Source organism: Epibacterium sp. MM17-32, assembly GCF_022348205.1.
Taxonomy (GTDB): domain Bacteria; phylum Pseudomonadota; class Alphaproteobacteria; order Rhodobacterales; family Rhodobacteraceae; genus Epibacterium.
This window is the reverse complement of record NZ_JAKRFC010000004.1, coordinates 36934-53395: the sequence shown is the minus strand read 5'-3', so window position 1 is coordinate 53395 and position 16462 is coordinate 36934. Positions and strand designations below refer to the sequence as shown.

Here is a 16462-nt window from a genome sequence, read left to right as displayed (position 1 = left end):
GCATGGGACCTTTCCCCCACGACGCGCCGAAATCCGTGATCAGCGACGAGAACCCCGCCGGCACCGATGGTTTTGAATTTGTCGAGTTCGCCAGCCCCAACCCGGAAGAGCTGCGTGAGCTGTTTGCCAAGATGGGCTATGAGCTGGTTGGGCGCCACAAGACCAAGCCGGGCATCGAGCTGTGGCAGCAGGGCGATATCACCTACATCCTGAATGCCGAAAAGGGCTCCTTTGCGGAGAAATTCGTCGAGCTGCACGGCCCCTGCGCCCCGGCCATGGGCTGGCGTGTGGTGGATGCGCAGAAGGCATTCGACCACGCGGTTGCCAAGGGGGCGGAGCCCTATGAGGGCGACGACAAGACCATGGATGTGCCCGCGATCAAGGGCATCGGTGGCTCGCTGATCTACTTCATCGACCAGTATTACGAGACCTCGCCCTACAACGAGGAATTCGAGTGGCTGAAGCAGTCCAAGCCGCGCGGCGTCGGGTTCTACTACCTCGATCACCTGACCCACAACGTGTTCAAGGGCAACATGGACAAGTGGTTCAACTTTTATGGCGAGTTGTTCAACTTCAAGGAAATCCGTTTCTTTGACATCCAGGGCAAATACACCGGCCTGTTCAGCCGCGCGCTGACCTCGCCCTGTGGCCGCATCCGCATCCCGATCAACGAGGACCGCGGCGAGACCGGGCAGATCGTGGCCTATCTCAAGAAATACAACGGCGAAGGCATCCAGCACATCGCGGTGGGCGCGCGCGACATCTATGACGCGACAGACGAGATTTCCGAACGCGGCATCCAGTTCATGCCAGCGCCGCCGGAAACCTATTACGAGATGAGCCATGACCGGGTGACAGGCCATGAAGAGCCGCTCGACCGGATGAAGAAACACGGTATCCTGATCGACGGTGAAGGTGTGGTTGACGGGGGCGAGACCCGTATCCTGTTGCAGATCTTCTCAAAAACCGTGATCGGGCCGATCTTCTTTGAGTTCATCCAGCGCAAGGGCGACGACGGCTTTGGCGAGGGCAACTTCAAGGCGCTGTTCGAGTCGATCGAGCAGGAACAGATCAACAACGGCGAAATTGCCGCCGCAGAATAACCTGCCCGTTTGGTCCCCGAAACGACCCTCCCACAGGTAAACAAGAAAGCCGGGCGCGATGCCCGGCTTTTTCATGTGTGTCATACCGCGTGGAGCGCGGTGTCCGGACCTGCTGGCGCCGCGCGGTCGGGCTTAGCCGTTGGGCAGGGACAGGGTCGTGTTGCGACCGCTCTTTTGATATTGTAGCTGGCTGTCGCCGATGGCGACGATGCGACCACCGTCGATGCGGTCGCCGACCTTGACCTTGACGTAGCGGCCGGAGGGCAGCCGGACCAGGGCGCGGCGATCAGAGGGTTTGCCGTAGACACCGATCAGGTTCACACGGCGCAGGTTGAGTGCCCGTTCAACCGTGGCCTGGCGCGCGACAGAGGCGGAAGAGGGGATCGCCGGGGTGACCGCCGCAGGTGCTGCGGCGGCGGTTTGCCGCTGCTGCTGTTGGCGACGGGCGGCGCGATCCACGATATTGGCGAAATTGGCCGGCCGCGCCCTGGGTTGCGGCGCGCGCGCCACGGCAAGGGCGGTGGCGGGCTGGCTTTCCTGTTCTTCGGTCTTGAGGCTGGCGGGGCGGGTTTTGGGGCGTTTGGACAGCAGTTCCGCCCGCACCACACCGCCAAGCTGCGCCCGCTCGGCCTGTTCCACCAGATCACCCGGGCGGGTGCGGGGCCGGACCAGCCGCATGCGCGCGTCATGCGCGGCGGCTTGCGCCTGTTCCAACTCTCGGGCGGTGGGGCGATCCGGGGTCGGCGGCGGCACTTTCGCCGGCCGGCCGGCAAAGACCATGATGCCGTCGGGATTGAGGGTGCCATCGGGGGTGGCCGTGACCAATCCGCGGTCGTCGAGGTCGAACGTCTGCCCGGCGTCGGTCGGGCTGGAGACGGCGCCAAAGGGGCTGTCGGTCTCGATCTCGGGCTGCGCCGGCAGGGCGACCGCGTCCTGCGACAGGTCGGTATGGTCGATGGAGGCGACATAGACGTCGTCGAGGTTGATCAGTGCGGGCAGCTCTGCAATCCGGGGCACCTGCTGCCAGATCCCGGTGGCGGCATATTGCGCCGCCTGTTCCAGCGCGTCTACATCCGGGGTGCCCTCATCATAGTCCGAGTAGGCATCGCCCTCTCCGGGCAGAATGCCGTCAGCAAGCGCCTCTGGATCGAGGGACACATCGCCATCCTGTTGCGTCAGGCGGGCGGGGTCCGGCTGGCCGGTTTGCGGCGCGGACAGGTCGCGCGGAGCGGGCAGGGAGGCGATGACCAGATCCTCCCCATCAAGCGGCGCGACCTCGTCGATGACCGGCGTGCCCAGTGCTTCGAGCACCGCGGCATCGGTGACGGTCAGCGCGCCGGGCTGGTCCTGCGGCATCTGATGCGAGACATCGCCGAGGTCCGCCTCGGACAGCTGCCCCGGTGCCGAGGTCGCGGTGTCCGACAGGGTGGCATCCGGGCCGGGCGTCAGCGGCGCATCCGCACCAGAGAGCCCGGGCGCGGCAAAGCCCTCTGCCAGCAGCGCGGAGGTCTGCGGTTGGGCGTGGGTCAGCACCGGCGGGGCCACGGGATCCTCGGTTTCGACCAGATCGGCGCGTTTCAGATCCGACCACAGCTCCGGCAGTTCCTGCACCACCGCCCAGGCGCCAAGCGCGGAGACCGTGGCCAGCGCCGCAGCTGCGACCCCGATCCGGACCGGGCGGGCCCGCAGCGGGTTGGCCTGGGGCATGCGTGCAATATTGCCGCCGGGCGGTGTCACCGCCTGGGCACGGGGGGCGCTGCTGTTTGCCCGTGCCTTGGGTGGCGCCGAGGTGGTATGAGCCAGAACCGGCGTCGGCAGCGCCAGGTTCGGGGCCGCGGGCAGGCTGGAGGCAGAGGCCGCAGCCGCCGCGGTTGCCTGCGCGGGTGCGGGCGCCTGCGCCAGAGGGGCCGCGGGCGTTGCCTCGGTTGCGGGGCCGAGCAGCAGCTTGCCCGGGGCTGCCTCTGCGGGGGCGGTTACCGGGGCCGGCGCTGTGGGCTGGGTCTTGGTCCCGGCGGCGCGCCCGTCAGCGGGCTCTGGCGATGTCCGGCGACGGGAGCTGAACCCGATCACCGGCCCGTCTGCTGGCCCGTCTGCTGGCCCGTCTTCCGAGGCGTCGTCTGCGTCGTCTGTGTCGTCTTCGGCCTGCGCTGCGGGGGCGGCAGCGGGATCCTGCGCAGCCGGAGCCGATGCACGCGCGGCCGGGGCAGCCGCCTCATCGGGGGCCGCCATCGGCGGGGCCGCAGGCAGTATGATCGGGGCGGGGCCACGCGGGGCCAGCTCGGTTTCGACGCCCTCCGCCGGATAGAGATCCGGCTCGCCTGTGTCGGTCGTGGAAGAGGTTTCCGGAGTGTCCTCCGAGTGCTGCGTTTCGGGACGCGATCCGGTGGCAGCGGCGTCGGGCGTCAGGTCGGGCGTTTCGGTCTTCGGGGCCTGAGTGTTCGGGGGCTCGGTCTCCGGGGTCTCAGCATCCAGATCGCCGATTTCGACCACGGCGATGCCATCGGGGTCGACCGTCAGCCCGCGGGCGGCGCGGCAGGTGCCGAAAAAGGGCTCTCCGAGGAAGGGATGCGCGCCGGGGACGGCGACAAAGCTGACCGGACCAAAGCCATGTTCGCTGGCAAAGCTCTCGGCTTCTTCGAGCGTTTCGATGGCCACGGCCGCGACATGTGTCCGCGTGCCCTCGGGGCTGATGTCGAAGGCCAGCTCCGTCACCGCATAGGGGGTGACCCCTTCGAGCGCCGTGCGGGCCGCTTCGATCCGCGCGTCATGGGGCAGGTCGCCGGTCTCCACGCTGAGATAGCGGATCTGCGCATCGGGCAGGATCAGCTTGCTGTGCAGCGGCGCGTCGGTCAGGTCTTCGGCGCGGCTGCGCAGGATGGCCAGCTCGGTCACCAGGTCGTCGACCTCGGTGGAGACGGTGCCGACACGGCGCCAGCCGCCCGCGCCCCGGATCAGCAGCGCGATGCTATCGAAGGAAAGTGAGAGCGCGAACTCCGGTTTCATCAAATCATCAGGGTCTTCTGTCTGCGCGCCTCGCCCCACAGGAGATACATCGTCCCGGGTGTCACATCTCATGCCTGTGCTTGCCAGCCTGTGACCACCCCCGGGAACAACGCAACGGGGCGCCGTTATTGTTGTGCAAACCATAGAGCAGGAACCCGCCGAGGGGAAGCAAAAGCACAAAACCTCCCCTTGCGCGCGGGGATTTGCCGCTCCCATCTACGGGGGTATCTCGACACCATCGGAGGATCCCAGATGTTGAACCGAAAAACCGCCGCCATGATGCTGGCGGGCGTTGTTGCGCTTGCCCCCCTGTCGCCACTGCACGCCGAAGAGCTGCGGCAATTGCATGTGACCGGTGAGGCCAGCATGGATGTGGCGCCGGATCAGGCCGTCATCACGCTGGGCGTGCGGGCGCAGGCCGAAGAGGCGGGCGCGGCGATGGAGCAGGTGTCGGTGCAGATGAACGAGGTCATGACGAGCCTGGCCGACAGCGGCATCGCGGGTGAGGACATGCAGACGCAGCAGATCTCCATGCATCCGGTCTGGAGCCAGATCCGCCGCGACGGGCGGGAGGAGCGCACGATTACCGGGTTCGAGGCGTCGAATCTGCTGCTGGTAACCCTGCATGATATCGACGCCATGGGCGGGGTTCTGGATGACGTGCTGCGGGCCGGCGCCAATGAGTTCCGCGGGCTGTCGTTTTCCTACAGTGAGCGCGACGCGGCACAGGATGGGCTGCGCACCAAGGCGGTGGAAGATGCGATCCACAAGGCGCGGCAGCTGGCCGAGGCCACCGGCATGGCGCTGGGGCCGGTGCGGGAAATCCGCGATGGCGGCCCCCAGGGCGGCGCGCCGATGATGGCCATGGAGATGGCGCGTTCGGCGGATATGCCGATTTCGCCGGGGTCGGTGAACCTGCGCCACAGCGTGTCGGTGACCTTTGACATCCTGGAGCCCTCGGGGCCGAATTGAGCAGCGCTACTCCCCTGTTGCAAAACGGAAAAAGGCCGGGACATCCCGGCCTTTTGCAGGTTTGATTCAGAAGCGGTGCCGCGGGCGTGATGCCTCAGCCGCAGGCCTTGGCGAGGGCCTGATCCAGGTCGCGGATCAGATCGTCGGCATCCTCGATCCCGATGGAAACCCGCACCACATTGGGCCCGGCGCCGGCGGCCTCCTGCTGCTCCGGCGTCAGCTGCCGGTGGGTGGTGGAGGCGGAGTGGATGATCAGCGAGCGGGTGTCGCCCAGGTTGGCCACGTGGGAGAAGATCTCCAGGCTGTCGACCAGTTTGACGCAGGCGTCATAGCCGCCCTTGATCGCCACCGTGAACAGGCCGCCGGTGCCCTTGGGGTAGCAGCGTTTGGCGCGTTCCGCATAGGGCGAGGAGGGCAGGCCGGCGTAGGTCACGTAGTCGATGCGCGGGTCATTCTCCAGCCAGGTTGCGACCTTCTCGGCGTTTTCTACATGGCGCTGCATGCGCAGGGACAGGGTCTCGATCCCCATCAGGGTGTAATGCGCCGCCTGCGGGTTCATGGTCATGCCGAGATCGCGCAGGCCGATGGCGATGCCGTGGAAGGTGAAGGCGAGATTGCCGAAGGTCTCGTGGAATTTCAGCCCGTGATAGGCCGGCTCGGGCGCCGACAGGGACGGGAACTTGTCCGACGCGGACCAGTCGAAGGTGCCGGAATCGACGATGCAGCCGCCGGTGACGGTGCCGTTGCCCGTCAGGTATTTGGTGGTGGAATGCACCACCAGCGTCGCGCCATACTTGATCGGCTGGCAGAGATAGGGCGTGGCGGAGGTATTGTCGACGATCAGCGGCAGGCCAGCGGCGTCGCTGACATCGGCCACCGCGCGAATATCGGTGACATAGCCGCCGGGGTTGGCGACGGATTCGCAGAACACCGCCCGGGTGTCATCGTCGATGGCCTCCCGCACCGCGTCGAGGTCGTCGAAATCGACAAATTTCGCCGACCAGCCAAAGCGTTTGATGGTCTGGCTGAACTGGGTGACGGTGCCGCCATAGAGCCGGGTCGAGGCCACCACGTTCTTGCCCGGGCTCATCAGCGCAAACAGCGCCATGATCTGGGCCGCATGGCCGGAGGAGCAGCAGATGGCGCCGACGCCGCCCTCGAGCGTCGCCATGCGTTCTTGCAGCACCGCCACGGTGGGGTTGGTCAGGCGGGAGTAGATATAGCCCACCTCCTGAAGATTGAAGAGCGCCGCGGCGTGGTCGGCATCGCGGAACACATAGGCCGTGGACTGGTAGATCGGCGTCTGGCGGGCGCCGGTGGCCGGGTCCGGGCGGGCGCCGGCGTGAATTTGCAGCGTATCAAAACCATAGGTGGGGCCGTCGGACATCTCTGAATACTCCCTTGTGTCGCAATCGGTGTGGGTCTGACGACAGCACACACCGGGCGCGGCGCCAGTGCAAGCGAAAGAGGCGGAGATGTGGGCCTGATTTTCGACTTGGGGGCGGGGCGGCCGGTCCGCGCTGCTCAGCGCATCCAGAGCCCTTCGGATTTGATCCGGTTGCGGATCGCCTGTTCCCGGCGCGGCAGGTTCTCGCGATCAAACAGGGCGCGCACGCGGTGGCCCTTGCCCTGGTAGATCAGGCGTTTCATCGGCTCGTAGCCTTTGAGCACCTTCTTGATCCAGTTCGGCGCGCTGACCTCTTCGAGGGTGGCGACGACCTGATCGCTCTCGCGCGCGTAGAGCAGCGGCAGGGTGCGGTAATGGCAGCTGACCTCCCCGTCCAGATGGCCCGGTGGCAGGCTGCTGCGCCCGCCGCCAAAGGAATGGATCACCAGCGGCAGGGCAATCTGGTCAAGCCAGGGATCGAGCGACTGGCCGACCAGCTCGCGCGGTGGGTCATCCCGGATCGTGCGGGCATAGGTGAGGAACCGCTTGCCAAAGGCGCGCGGACAGGCGCCGTAGAAGTAGCCCGCGTTGAAATAGAGATAGCGTCGCCAGTATTCATCGGGCTGGTCGCGGTCGAGGCTGCTGTCAAAGTCCAGATCAAAGCGCGTATAGAGCGACCGCCAGATCGCGGCATAGCCGGGGCCATAGAGTGTGGGCTTTGGCCAGGTGCCCTCGCGCCGCAGACTGGCCGAGGGACGGGAAAAATCAAACGGAACAGAGGTCAGCTCGCCGGTGATCAGCGTGTCGGTATCGAAGAACACAAAGGGCTCTCCCTCCGGCAGGGCGGCCAGCGCCTCGATCTTGTTGCCGTAGGCGTAGGACTGGCCAAAGACCTGGCTTTCGAAGGGCAGGATCTGGGCCTCAAGCCGGTCGAGCGTCGCCAGCACCAGGTCGTTGCGGATCGAGGGGTCGCGGCTGGGCCAGAGCGGGCCGGGCTGCGGCACGGCCACATACAGCCGGCCCCGAAAGCCGGGGCTTTGCGCCCGGAGCGAGGCGGCAAACAGCACCGCCTCATACATCAGGCGCCCCGATTGGCCGACGATCATGATGTTGAAATTCTGCCCGGACATGATTGCTCTTGCGGTTTTTCTGCTGCCTGATCCTACCTAGGGGCAGGCGGCCCCTCTTGGCAAGCCGAAGGGGCGAGCCACAGGGCCAGAGCACGGGGGCGGATCAGGGGCTTAGGAGCGTTACCCCGGGAATCTGGCTGAGCTGGGCAGTGTCGTCGTCATAGGCCTGTTCGATCTCCTCGATAAACTCCGGTGACCAATCGGGAATATCGAGCTCCTCTTCCAGCTCCTCTTCGATGGCGAATTTGTCGAGAAAGGCGGCAAAGACCCGGCGTTTGTAGGGCTCTGTCAGTTGCGGGCGCTCGTGCAGATAGGCGCGCAGCCGCTTCATGCCCTCGCGTTTCATGATGGTGGCGAGCATGTCCATGCCGCCCTTGACCTTGCTCTCGGCCTCGAGATTGCCGAATTCCCGCAGGAGCTGCGCCCAGATCAGCGGCGTGTCCTCATAGCACCACAGCATGATCGGCACATCCGGTACCGAGGCACGGATACGGCTTATCAGCGCCGACCAGCGCAGGTCGCGCGGGTTGGTCGTGCTCAGCACCGTGTTGCGCCGCCCTGTGCCGGCTTTCTCCAGCAGCTTGGGCAGGAACCCGACCGGGCTGCGAATGGCCATAAACAGGGTGAGGTCGTCGTGGGGAAACAGCGCCTTGAGCGTGCGCATGCGTTCCTCGGCCTCGGGGTAGAGGCGCTGGCCGTCCAGCGCATCCCGCTGCGAGCCGAAGAAGTGGGGATTGGACAGCACCACGCGGTCGGCGTGCTCTTCTTCCAGAATGGCATCCCACAGCAAGTCCCGCGCATCGTCCGACGGGGTGCCGGTCTTGGCCGCGGCCATGCATTCTTTCAGGAGTGCGCGGTACTTTGCAGGGCCCGGCACCGAGGTGCCACGCGCCAGAAAGGCCTCCCGGTTGCGCAGGAGGGTTTTCATCAGGCGATCTTCTTCTGTTCCATGCGCGCCGGCATGAATAATGACCTGCATTTGACTGACCTGTCTGCCCTACTTTGCCCAAGGATACGGATAGAGTGCGTCAAAACCGGGGTCAAATCGCATCTTTCCGGTGGCAGCGCCGCAATTGCGCCTAGATGGCGCGGCGCGGCGGGTGGTCTCCGGTCGGCGGGCGGCGGGCTTGCGCATTGTATTGTACAATCCGGGCCGGGCAGGTTAGGAATGTCGCATGACAATATGGTATCCTGATCCCGCAACCCTGACCCCGCCCCTGCATGCCAGCCTGGCCAAGATGATCGCCAAGGCGATCTCTGACGGTCGCCTGCCAAAGGGGACCCAGCTTCCGACCCATCGCAAGATGGCAGAGGAGCTGGGGTTGAGCGTGCACACCATCAGCAAGGCCTATGACAGCCTGCGGCGCCAGAAGCTCATCGACGGTCAGGTGGGGCGCGGCAGCTATGTGCTGGATCCCGACGAACACGACGGTCAGCCGTTCCAGCTGAGCTCGGAGAAGGGACAGGGGTTCGACCTGTCGATTCTGCGGCCGGTGTTTTCGCAGCAACATGCGGACCGGTTCCAGCAGGCGCTGCGCGATCTGCCTGAGGGGCTGGACCCGAGCTATTACCTCTCCTGCCGCCCCAATGTCGGCCATGACGCGCATCGCGCCGCCGGGGTGAAATGGTTGCAGGGCTGCGGGCTGGAGACCTCTGCCGAGCGCATCATCATGACCAATGGCGTCAGCCACGGCATGTCCGCGGCGCTGTCGGCTCTGACGCGTCCGGGGGATACGGTCGTGTCCAGTCAGATCACCCATCACCTCTTGGTGTCGGGCTGTTCCTATCTGGGGCTGAATCTGGCCGGTCTGGAGGTGGATGCGGAGGGCATCCTGCCGGATGCGCTGGATCGATATTGTCGGGAGAAATCCGCCAAGGTTCTGTTTTTGCTGCCGTCCCTGGCCAGCCCCACCGCCGAGATGATGCCCGAGCAGCGGCGCCGGGATCTGGTCGATGTGGCGCGGCGCCACGATCTTCATATCATCGAAAACGACGCCTTCGGCCCCGTCGTGGCCGATCGGCAAGTGCCGGTTGCGATGCTTGCGCCGGAGCGCACGATCTATCTCACCACCTTTAGCAAATGCACCGTTTCGGGGCTGCGGGCCGGGTATATGGCGGCGCCGGAGCATCTGGCACCGGCCCTGACCGGGCGCATTGTCGTGTTCGGCTGGATGGCGACGCCGCTGATGTGTGAGCTGGCCACCCGCTGGGTGCTGGACGGCACCGCGGCGGAGCTGGCGCAGTGGCAACAGCGCACCCTGATGGAGCGATTCGAGATCGCGGCGCGCGAATTGCAGGGCTGGCAGTGGCGCGGCACGCCGTCGGCGCCGCATTTGTGGTTGCCGCTGACCGAAGGCTGGACCACGGGCACCTTTATTTCCTACGCGCGCCAGTTGCAGGTGGCGGTCGCGCCGGATGCGCCGTTCCTGGCCCCGAAGACGCCGCCACAGAACGCGGTGCGCCTGTCATTGGGCAGTATTCAGGACCCGGAGCGCTTTCAGCAGGCGATGGGGCTGATCGCCGGCATGTTGAAACGCCCGCCAGAAGGGGTCATGCAACTGGCCTACTGATATTGTTGCGCGACAATAAAAAAATTGACATGCAGGACAATTCCTCTCAAGTCTGGCGCAACGGCGCGTGGACGCCGGTGAGACTTGGGAGGAAACAATGGCTCAATCCGTTACATTCACCTTGGGCGCTGCGGTTGTCGCAGGGCTTGCGCTGGGGGCTGTCGCGCCGGCGCAGGCCGACACCTGGCGGTATGCGTTCGAAGAGGCGATGACCGATGTGCAGGGCGTCTATGCGCAAAAGTTCAAGGCAGAGATCGAGGCGAACTCGGATCACGAAATCCAGCTGTTCCCCTATGGCACGCTGGGCGAATCCGCCGACATCATGGAGCAGACGCAGGACGGTATCCTGCAATTCGTGGACCAGTCGCCGGGCTTCACCGGCTCTTTGATCCCCGAGGCGCAGGTGTTCTTTGTGCCCTATCTGCTGCCCACCGATCAGGATCACCTGGCCCGGTTCTACAGCGAGAGCAAGGCGATCAACGAGATGTTCAAGCCGCTCTATGCCGAGCAGGGGCTGGAGTTGCTGAACATGTTCCCCGAGGGCGAGGTGGCGATGACCACCAAGACGCCGGTCACCACCTGCGCTGACCTGGATGAGGTCAAGTTCCGGGTGATGACCAACCCGCTGCTGGTGGAGAGCTACAAGGCCTTTGGCGCGACGCCGACGCCGCTGCCCTGGGGCGAGGTCTATGGCGGGTTGCAGACCAATGTGATCCAGGGCCAGGAGAACCCGACCTTCTTCCTCTATTCGACCAAGATCTACGAGGTCACCGACTACATCACCTATGCGGGGCACAACAATTTCACCACCGCGGTGATGGCGAACAAGGACTTCTACGACGGTCTCAGCGCCGAGGATCAGGCGCTGGTGCAGGCGGCGGCCAAAGCTGCCTATGACCACACGGTGGTCTACCAGCAGCAGGCGGCCGAAACCGAGCTGGCCAAGATCATGGAGGCCAAGCCGGAGATGGTTGTCACCGTGCTCGATGAGGCGCAGCGCAGCTGTTTCAAGGACGCCGCCGCAGAGGTCGAGGCGAAGTTTGTCGAGATGACCGGCGACAGTGGTGCCGCCATTCTGGAGCAGCTGAAGGCCGATCTGGCCGCGACCGCCAACTGAGGCAGGACATCGTGCGGAAGCGGACCGGGTCAGTGTGCCCGGTCCGTGACACCGCGGGGAGTTTCACATGAACAATCCGAATGAGGTGGTCCTGCCGGGCGGGCTGGGGCTTCTGGATCGCGCCATCAGCAGGGCAGAGTCGGTCCTGTTGGCGGTCGGGGTGCTGCTGATGGCGGCAAATACGGTGGCCAATGTGGTCGGGCGCTACCTGCTGGGGCAGTCGATCTTCTTCTCGGAAGAGCTGAACCGGGTGCTGATCATCCTGATCACCTTTGCCGGGATCAGCTATGCGGCCCGCCATGCGCGCCATATCCGGATGTCGGCCATCTATGACGTGCTGCCCGTGGGGCTGCGCAAGGTGCTGGCGGTCGTCATCGCTCTGGTCACCGCCGCGTTCATGTTCCTGCTGTGCTATTATGCGGTGAAATACATCGCCGCGCAGGCCGGTCGGGGGCGGGTGCTGCCCGCCCTGCGCATTCCGGTCTGGATCATCCTCGTCTGGGTGCCGGCAGGGTTTTTCATGACCGGCGTGCAGTACCTGCTGACGGCGCTGCGCAACATGAGCTCCGCAAATATCTATCTCTCCACCCATGTCCAGGATGGGTACGCACGCGACGAAGAAGAACTCGAAATCTGAGGGCACGGCCATGGCTGCAACGATATTCCTGACCATGATTGTCCTGCTGTTGCTGGGCTTTCCGATGATGATCCCGCTGATCGCGGGAGCCTTTGTCGGCTTTGTGATGCTGTTCGGCGATCTCGCCCGCACCGAGACCATGGTGCAGCAGATGGTGGCGGGTATTCGTCCCGCCTCGCTGATCGCGGTTCCGATGTTCATCTTTGCCGCCGACATCATGACCCGGGGCCAGTCCGCCGGGCGGCTGATCAATGTGGTCATGGCCTATGTCGGGCATCTGCGCGGCGGGCTGGCGATTTCGACGGCGGCGGCCTGCACCATGTTCGGCGCGGTGTCGGGGTCGACCCAGGCGACGGTGGTGGCGATCGGATCGCCGCTGCGGCCGCGGATGCTGCAGGCGGGCTACAAGGACAGTTTCGTGCTGGCGCTGATCGTCAACGCCAGCGACATCGCCTTTCTGATCCCGCCCTCGATCGGCATGATCATCTACGGTGTGGTGTCGAGCACCTCGATCGCCGAGTTGTTCATCGCCGGCATCGGGCCGGGGCTGCTGATCCTGCTCTTGTTCTCGGTCTACTGCTACATCTACGCGGTGCGCAACAACGTGCCGACGGAGCCCAAGGCGAGCTGGCAGCAGCGCCTGAGCACGATGCGTGCGGCGCTCTGGCCGATGGGGTTTCCGGTCATCATCATCGGCGGCATCTACGGCGGCATCTTCAGCCCGACCGAGGCGGCGGCGGCCTGCGTGCTCTATGCGCTGATCCTGGAGGTCCTCGTGTTCCGCTCGATGTCGCTGCGCGGGGTCTATGACACCGCCAAATCCACCGGGTTGATCACGGCGATCGTCTTTATCCTGGTGGCGGCGGGCAGCGCCTTTTCCTGGGTGATCTCCTTTGCGCAGGTGCCGCAGCAGATCCTTGGCGCCGTGGGCGTGGCGGAGATGGGCGAGATCGGCATCTTGTTCGTGATCTCCATCGCCTTTTTCATCGGCTGCATGTTCGTGGATCCGATCGTGGTGATCCTGGTGCTGGTGCCGGTCTTTGCCCCCGTGGTGGCCTCTGCCGGGATCGACCCGGTGCTGGTGGGGACGATCATCACGCTTCAGGTGGCCATCGGGTCGGCGACGCCGCCGTTCGGGTGCGATATCTTCACTGCCATCGCCGTGTTCCGCAGGCCCTATGTGGAGGTGGTGCGCGGCACGCCCCCCTTCATCCTGATGCTGATGGGGGTTGCGGTGGCGCTGGTCTTCTTCCCGCAGATTGCGCTGTTCCTGCGCGACCTGGCCTTTGGCAAATAGGAGGCGCGTGCAATGTTCAAATCCATACTGGTTCCCTTCGACGGCTCTCAGGGCGCCGAAGGGGCGCTGGCCAAGGCGGCGGAGCTGTCGCTGCTGTGCGATGCGGAGCTGACCCTGCTGACGGTCTACCGGCATCATTCGCTGCTTGAGGCCTCGATGCATGTGGTGCAGGCCGAAGCGCCGGACGACCTGGACGCGATGATGCGCGCGCATGCCCGCGAGGTGGCGGAGCGGGGCAAGACCCTGGCGCGCGAGGCCGGGGTTACCCGGCTGCGGGGCTTCGTCAAGGGCGGTCCGGTCGCCCGCACCATCACCGGATTTGCCCGGGATCATAAAAACGACCTGATCGTCATCGGCAGCCGAGGGCTGGGATCGCTGGAGGGGGTGTTGCTGGGCAGCATTTCCCACAAGGTGACCAGCTTTGCCGAAATGCCGGTCCTCATTGTCTAGGAACAGCCATGCCGCTTGATATTCATGTCACCCCCTCCGGCGTTTCGATGCGACTGGAGGAACGCCCGGTGCGGCGCCGCATTGCCCTGGTGGTGCTGGCCACGGATCACACCTCGGAGCGCGATTTTGCCCGCATCTGCGACCCGGCAGAGGTCGGCGTCTATACCAATCGCATTGCCTTCGAGAACCCGACCACGCGCGACAGCCTGTTGCGCACCGGGCCGCGGCTGACCGAGGCGGCGGCGCAGATCCTGCCGGGAGAGCCGGTCGATGTGCTGGCCTATGGCTGTACTGCGGCCTCCATCGTGCTGGGCAACGCGGCGGTGACCGATCACCTGCACGCGGCCAAGCCCGACACCCCCTGCGTGACCCCCAGCAGCGCCGCGTTTGACGCCTTTGCCGCATTGGGGGTGCGCAGGATCGCGCTGCTGGCGCCCAACAGCCTGCCGGTGACGGAGGATCTGGCGCAGTATTTTGCCCAGCACGGCCCGGATGTGCTGCGCGCCACTGCGCTGGGGCTGGAGGATGATCGCGAAATGGCGCGGATCTCCGAGGCCAGCATCATCGAGGCGGCGCTGGCGGCGGATGATCCGGCAGCGGAGGCGCTGTTTCTGTCCTGTACGGCGCTGCGGGCGCTGCCCTGCATCGCGCGGATCGAGGCGGCGCTGGGCAAGCCGGTGGTCAGTTCCAATCAGGCCATGATCTGGCGCTCCCTGCGCCTGACAGGCGCGCGGCAGCCCGTGCCGGGCTATGGCCAACTTTTCACCCTCTGAACAAGACAAGACATCTGCCATGACATCATTTCCCACACTTCAGGACAGTTTCGCCGCCCGGGCGCGCATTGCCGGCGGCATTCGTCAGACGCCGCTGGTGGAGTCTGACGCCCTCAGCGCCCTGACCGGCGGCCGGATCGCGCTCAAGCTGGAGCAGTTGCAGATCACCGGCAGTTTCAAGCTGCGCGGTGCCACCAATGCGGTGCTGTCGCTGAGCGATGCGCAAAAGGCGGCGGGCGTGGTCGGGGTTTCCACCGGCAACCACGGGCGCGGGCTGGCCTATGCGGCGGCGCGCGCCGGGGTGCGCTGCATCATCTGCATGTCGCAGCTGGTGCCGCAGAACAAGGTCGACGGCATCCGGGCGCAGGGCGCCGAGGTGCGGATCATCGGCCGCTCGCAGGACGATGCGCAGCTGGAGGTCGACCGGCTGGTGGCCGAGGGCATGACCATGCTGCCGCCCTTTGACCACCGCGATATCATCGCCGGGCAGAGCACCCTGGCGCTGGAGCTGATCGCGCAAGCGCCGGATCTGGACAGCGTGCTGGTGCCGCTGTCGGGCGGGGGGCTGATTTCCGGCGTCGCGATGGTGATGAAGGCCGTCAATCCCGCAATCCGCATCATCGGCGTGTCGATGGAGCGCGGCGCTGCCATGCACGCCAGCCTTGCGGCCGGCAAACCGGTGCAGGTCGAAGAGCAGGAGACCCTCGCCGACAGTCTCGGTGGCGGCATCGGGCTCGACAATGCCTATACCTTCGAGATGACACGGCGGCTGGTCGACGCGGTGGTGCTGGTCACCGAAGCGGAAATCGCGGCGGCCATCCGGCACGCCTATGTCGCGGAGCGCCAGGTGATCGAAGGCTCCGGCAGTGTCGGCATCGCCGCGCTGCTGGCGGGCAAGATTGACACCCCGGGGCGCTGCGTGGCGCTGATTTCCGGCCAGAACATCGACATGGCGCTGCACAAGCGGATCATCGACGGCGAGGACGTGGATGTGGCGGCGCTCACCCGGACCAAAGGAGGCGCGGATGCCTGATATCAAGATCCTGACCGAAACCGATCTGCGCGCCGCGATCCAGCTGGATCACGATGCGGTGGCCTGCGTCGAGGAGGCCTTTCACCTGTTGGCAACGCGGGAGGTGCAGATGCCGCCGATCCTCAGCTTTCACGTGCCGGAGCACAATGGCGAGGTGGACGTCAAAACCGCCTATGTGCCGGGGCTGGAGGGGTTTGCCATCAAGATGAGCCCGGGGTTCTTTGACAATCCCAAGCTGGGGCTGCCCAGCCTGAACGGGCTGATGGTGTTGTTTGGTGCCAAAACCGGCATTGTGCGGGCGGTGCTGCTGGACAATGGCTATCTGACCGATGTGCGCACCGCCGCCGCCGGGGCCGTTGCCGCCCGGCATCTGTCGCGCGCCGACAGCAGGGTGGCCGGCATTCTGGGCAGCGGGCTTCAGGCGCGGCTGCAACTGGAGGCGCTCTGCCTGGTGCGGGACATCAAGCGGGCGGTGATCTGGGGCCGGAATGCGGATCGGGCTGTGGCCTGCGCGCGGGACTGTGCCGCGCGTCTCGGGATCGAGGTCACCACCGGCAGCATTGCCGAGGTCATGGCGCAGGCGGATGTTGTGGTCTCCACCACGCCCTCCACCACGCCGTTGATCTCTGCCGCGATGCTGCGCCCGGGACAGCACGTCACGGCGATGGGATCGGATGCGGATTACAAGAGCGAACTGGCGCCGGATGTGATCCCGGCGGCCACGGTGTTTGTCTGTGACCGGCTGGCGCAATCCATCGCCCAGGGCGAATTGCGCCCGGCGCTGGCCGCCGGCACGGTCACCGATCCCCAGATCTATCCGGAACTGGGGCAGGTCATCGCCGGCACCCGTCCGGGGCGGGGCTCGGATCAGGACATCACGGTCTGTGACCTGACCGGCACCGGCGTGCAGGACACCGCCATCGCAACCCTCGCCGGAACCCGCGCCGCAGCGGTCGGGGCCGGAACCCTCATCACCAGCTGATCAATCAG

General features: G+C 65.6%; 14 protein-coding genes. 10 read left to right on the top strand and 4 right to left on the bottom strand.

Going from position 1 to position 16462, the window contains the following annotated elements; translation table 11 throughout:
• Nucleotides 1–2: 2 nt before the first annotated feature.
• On the top strand, nt 3–1103 hold the full coding sequence (gene hppD, locus MHM88_RS08170; protein WP_239362760.1) for a 4-hydroxyphenylpyruvate dioxygenase: 1101 nt from the start codon (nt 3–5) through the stop codon (nt 1101–1103).
• Between the two features lie 132 nt (nt 1104–1235).
• Here the strand turns inward: hppD and MHM88_RS08165 are convergent, their stop codons facing one another.
• Nucleotides 1236–4106, bottom strand: coding sequence for a hypothetical protein (locus MHM88_RS08165; RefSeq protein ID WP_239362758.1), 2871 nt, complete (start codon nt 4104–4106; stop codon nt 1236–1238).
• Between the two features lie 252 nt (nt 4107–4358).
• Between MHM88_RS08165 and MHM88_RS08160 the strand changes: the two genes are divergently transcribed.
• Nucleotides 4359–5078, top strand: a complete 720-nt coding sequence (locus MHM88_RS08160) for an SIMPL domain-containing protein (protein WP_239362746.1) — start codon at nt 4359–4361, stop codon at nt 5076–5078.
• A gap of 94 nt (nt 5079–5172) precedes the next feature.
• On the opposite strand, the gene MHM88_RS08155 is transcribed toward MHM88_RS08160, so the two are convergent.
• The 3 genes from MHM88_RS08155 to MHM88_RS08145 all read right to left on the bottom strand — a co-directional run bounded on the left by MHM88_RS08155 (nt 5173) and on the right by MHM88_RS08145 (nt 8574).
• A complete protein-coding gene (locus MHM88_RS08155; RefSeq protein WP_239362738.1) occupies nt 5173–6465 on the bottom strand; it encodes an O-acetylhomoserine aminocarboxypropyltransferase/cysteine synthase family protein in 1293 nt (430 codons plus the stop codon).
• A 137-nt stretch (nt 6466–6602) separates the two neighbouring features.
• Nucleotides 6603–7595, bottom strand: coding sequence for a hypothetical protein (locus MHM88_RS08150; RefSeq protein ID WP_239362728.1), 993 nt, complete (start codon nt 7593–7595; stop codon nt 6603–6605).
• Between the two features lie 103 nt (nt 7596–7698).
• Nucleotides 7699–8574: a hypothetical protein gene (locus MHM88_RS08145; protein WP_239362725.1), complete on the bottom strand. Its 876-nt coding sequence runs from the start codon at nt 8572–8574 to the stop codon at nt 7699–7701.
• A gap of 196 nt (nt 8575–8770) precedes the next feature.
• Between MHM88_RS08145 and MHM88_RS08140 the strand changes: the two genes are divergently transcribed.
• From MHM88_RS08140 to MHM88_RS08105, 8 genes are all read left to right on the top strand, one after another.
• A complete protein-coding gene (locus MHM88_RS08140; RefSeq protein WP_239362723.1) occupies nt 8771–10165 on the top strand; it encodes a PLP-dependent aminotransferase family protein in 1395 nt (464 codons plus the stop codon).
• A gap of 97 nt (nt 10166–10262) precedes the next feature.
• Entirely contained in the window at nt 10263–11282 is a 1020-nt protein-coding gene (dctP, locus tag MHM88_RS08135) for a TRAP transporter substrate-binding protein DctP (RefSeq protein ID WP_239323083.1), read from the top strand.
• Nucleotides 11283–11349: 67 nt separating this feature from the next.
• A complete protein-coding gene (locus tag MHM88_RS08130) occupies nt 11350–11919 on the top strand; it encodes a TRAP transporter small permease (RefSeq protein WP_239362721.1) in 570 nt (189 codons plus the stop codon).
• A 10-nt stretch (nt 11920–11929) separates the two neighbouring features.
• Nucleotides 11930–13216 (top strand): TRAP transporter large permease, encoded by a 1287-nt coding sequence (locus MHM88_RS08125; protein ID WP_239362708.1) that lies wholly within the window; start codon nt 11930–11932, stop codon nt 13214–13216.
• Nucleotides 13217–13228: 12 nt separating this feature from the next.
• Nucleotides 13229–13666 (top strand): universal stress protein, encoded by a 438-nt coding sequence (locus tag MHM88_RS08120; protein WP_239362706.1) that lies wholly within the window; start codon nt 13229–13231, stop codon nt 13664–13666.
• Between the two features lie 8 nt (nt 13667–13674).
• On the top strand, nt 13675–14439 hold the full coding sequence (eutA, locus tag MHM88_RS08115) for an ectoine utilization protein EutA (protein ID WP_239362704.1): 765 nt from the start codon (nt 13675–13677) through the stop codon (nt 14437–14439).
• Between the two features lie 19 nt (nt 14440–14458).
• Complete coding sequence (eutB, locus tag MHM88_RS08110) at nt 14459–15472, top strand: hydroxyectoine utilization dehydratase EutB (protein ID WP_239362702.1); 1014 nt, start codon at nt 14459–14461, stop codon at nt 15470–15472.
• On the top strand, nt 15465–16454 hold the full coding sequence (locus MHM88_RS08105) for a cyclodeaminase (protein ID WP_239362700.1): 990 nt from the start codon (nt 15465–15467) through the stop codon (nt 16452–16454). Before eutB ends, MHM88_RS08105 begins: the two co-directional genes overlap by 8 nt.
• Nucleotides 16455–16462 lie beyond the last annotated feature (8 nt).

Bases quoted from the DNA above. Each gene is read 5' to 3' on its own strand.
- hppD (WP_239362760.1), top strand. From the start codon at position 3: ATGGGACCTTTCCCCCACGACGCGCCGAAATCCGTGATCAGCGACGAG.
- MHM88_RS08165 (WP_239362758.1), bottom strand. From the start codon at position 4,106: ATGAAACCGGAGTTCGCGCTCTCACTTTCCTTCGATAGCATCGCGCTG.
- MHM88_RS08160 (WP_239362746.1), top strand. From the start codon at position 4,359: ATGTTGAACCGAAAAACCGCCGCCATGATGCTGGCGGGCGTTGTTGCG.
- MHM88_RS08155 (WP_239362738.1), bottom strand. From the start codon at position 6,465: ATGTCCGACGGCCCCACCTATGGTTTTGATACGCTGCAAATTCACGCC.
- MHM88_RS08150 (WP_239362728.1), bottom strand. From the start codon at position 7,595: ATGTCCGGGCAGAATTTCAACATCATGATCGTCGGCCAATCGGGGCGC.
- MHM88_RS08145 (WP_239362725.1), bottom strand. From the start codon at position 8,574: ATGCAGGTCATTATTCATGCCGGCGCGCATGGAACAGAAGAAGATCGC.
- MHM88_RS08140 (WP_239362723.1), top strand. From the start codon at position 8,771: ATGACAATATGGTATCCTGATCCCGCAACCCTGACCCCGCCCCTGCAT.
- dctP (WP_239323083.1), top strand. From the start codon at position 10,263: ATGGCTCAATCCGTTACATTCACCTTGGGCGCTGCGGTTGTCGCAGGG.
- MHM88_RS08130 (WP_239362721.1), top strand. From the start codon at position 11,350: ATGAACAATCCGAATGAGGTGGTCCTGCCGGGCGGGCTGGGGCTTCTG.
- MHM88_RS08125 (WP_239362708.1), top strand. From the start codon at position 11,930: ATGGCTGCAACGATATTCCTGACCATGATTGTCCTGCTGTTGCTGGGC.
- MHM88_RS08120 (WP_239362706.1), top strand. From the start codon at position 13,229: ATGTTCAAATCCATACTGGTTCCCTTCGACGGCTCTCAGGGCGCCGAA.
- eutA (WP_239362704.1), top strand. From the start codon at position 13,675: ATGCCGCTTGATATTCATGTCACCCCCTCCGGCGTTTCGATGCGACTG.
- eutB (WP_239362702.1), top strand. From the start codon at position 14,459: ATGACATCATTTCCCACACTTCAGGACAGTTTCGCCGCCCGGGCGCGC.
- MHM88_RS08105 (WP_239362700.1), top strand. From the start codon at position 15,465: ATGCCTGATATCAAGATCCTGACCGAAACCGATCTGCGCGCCGCGATC.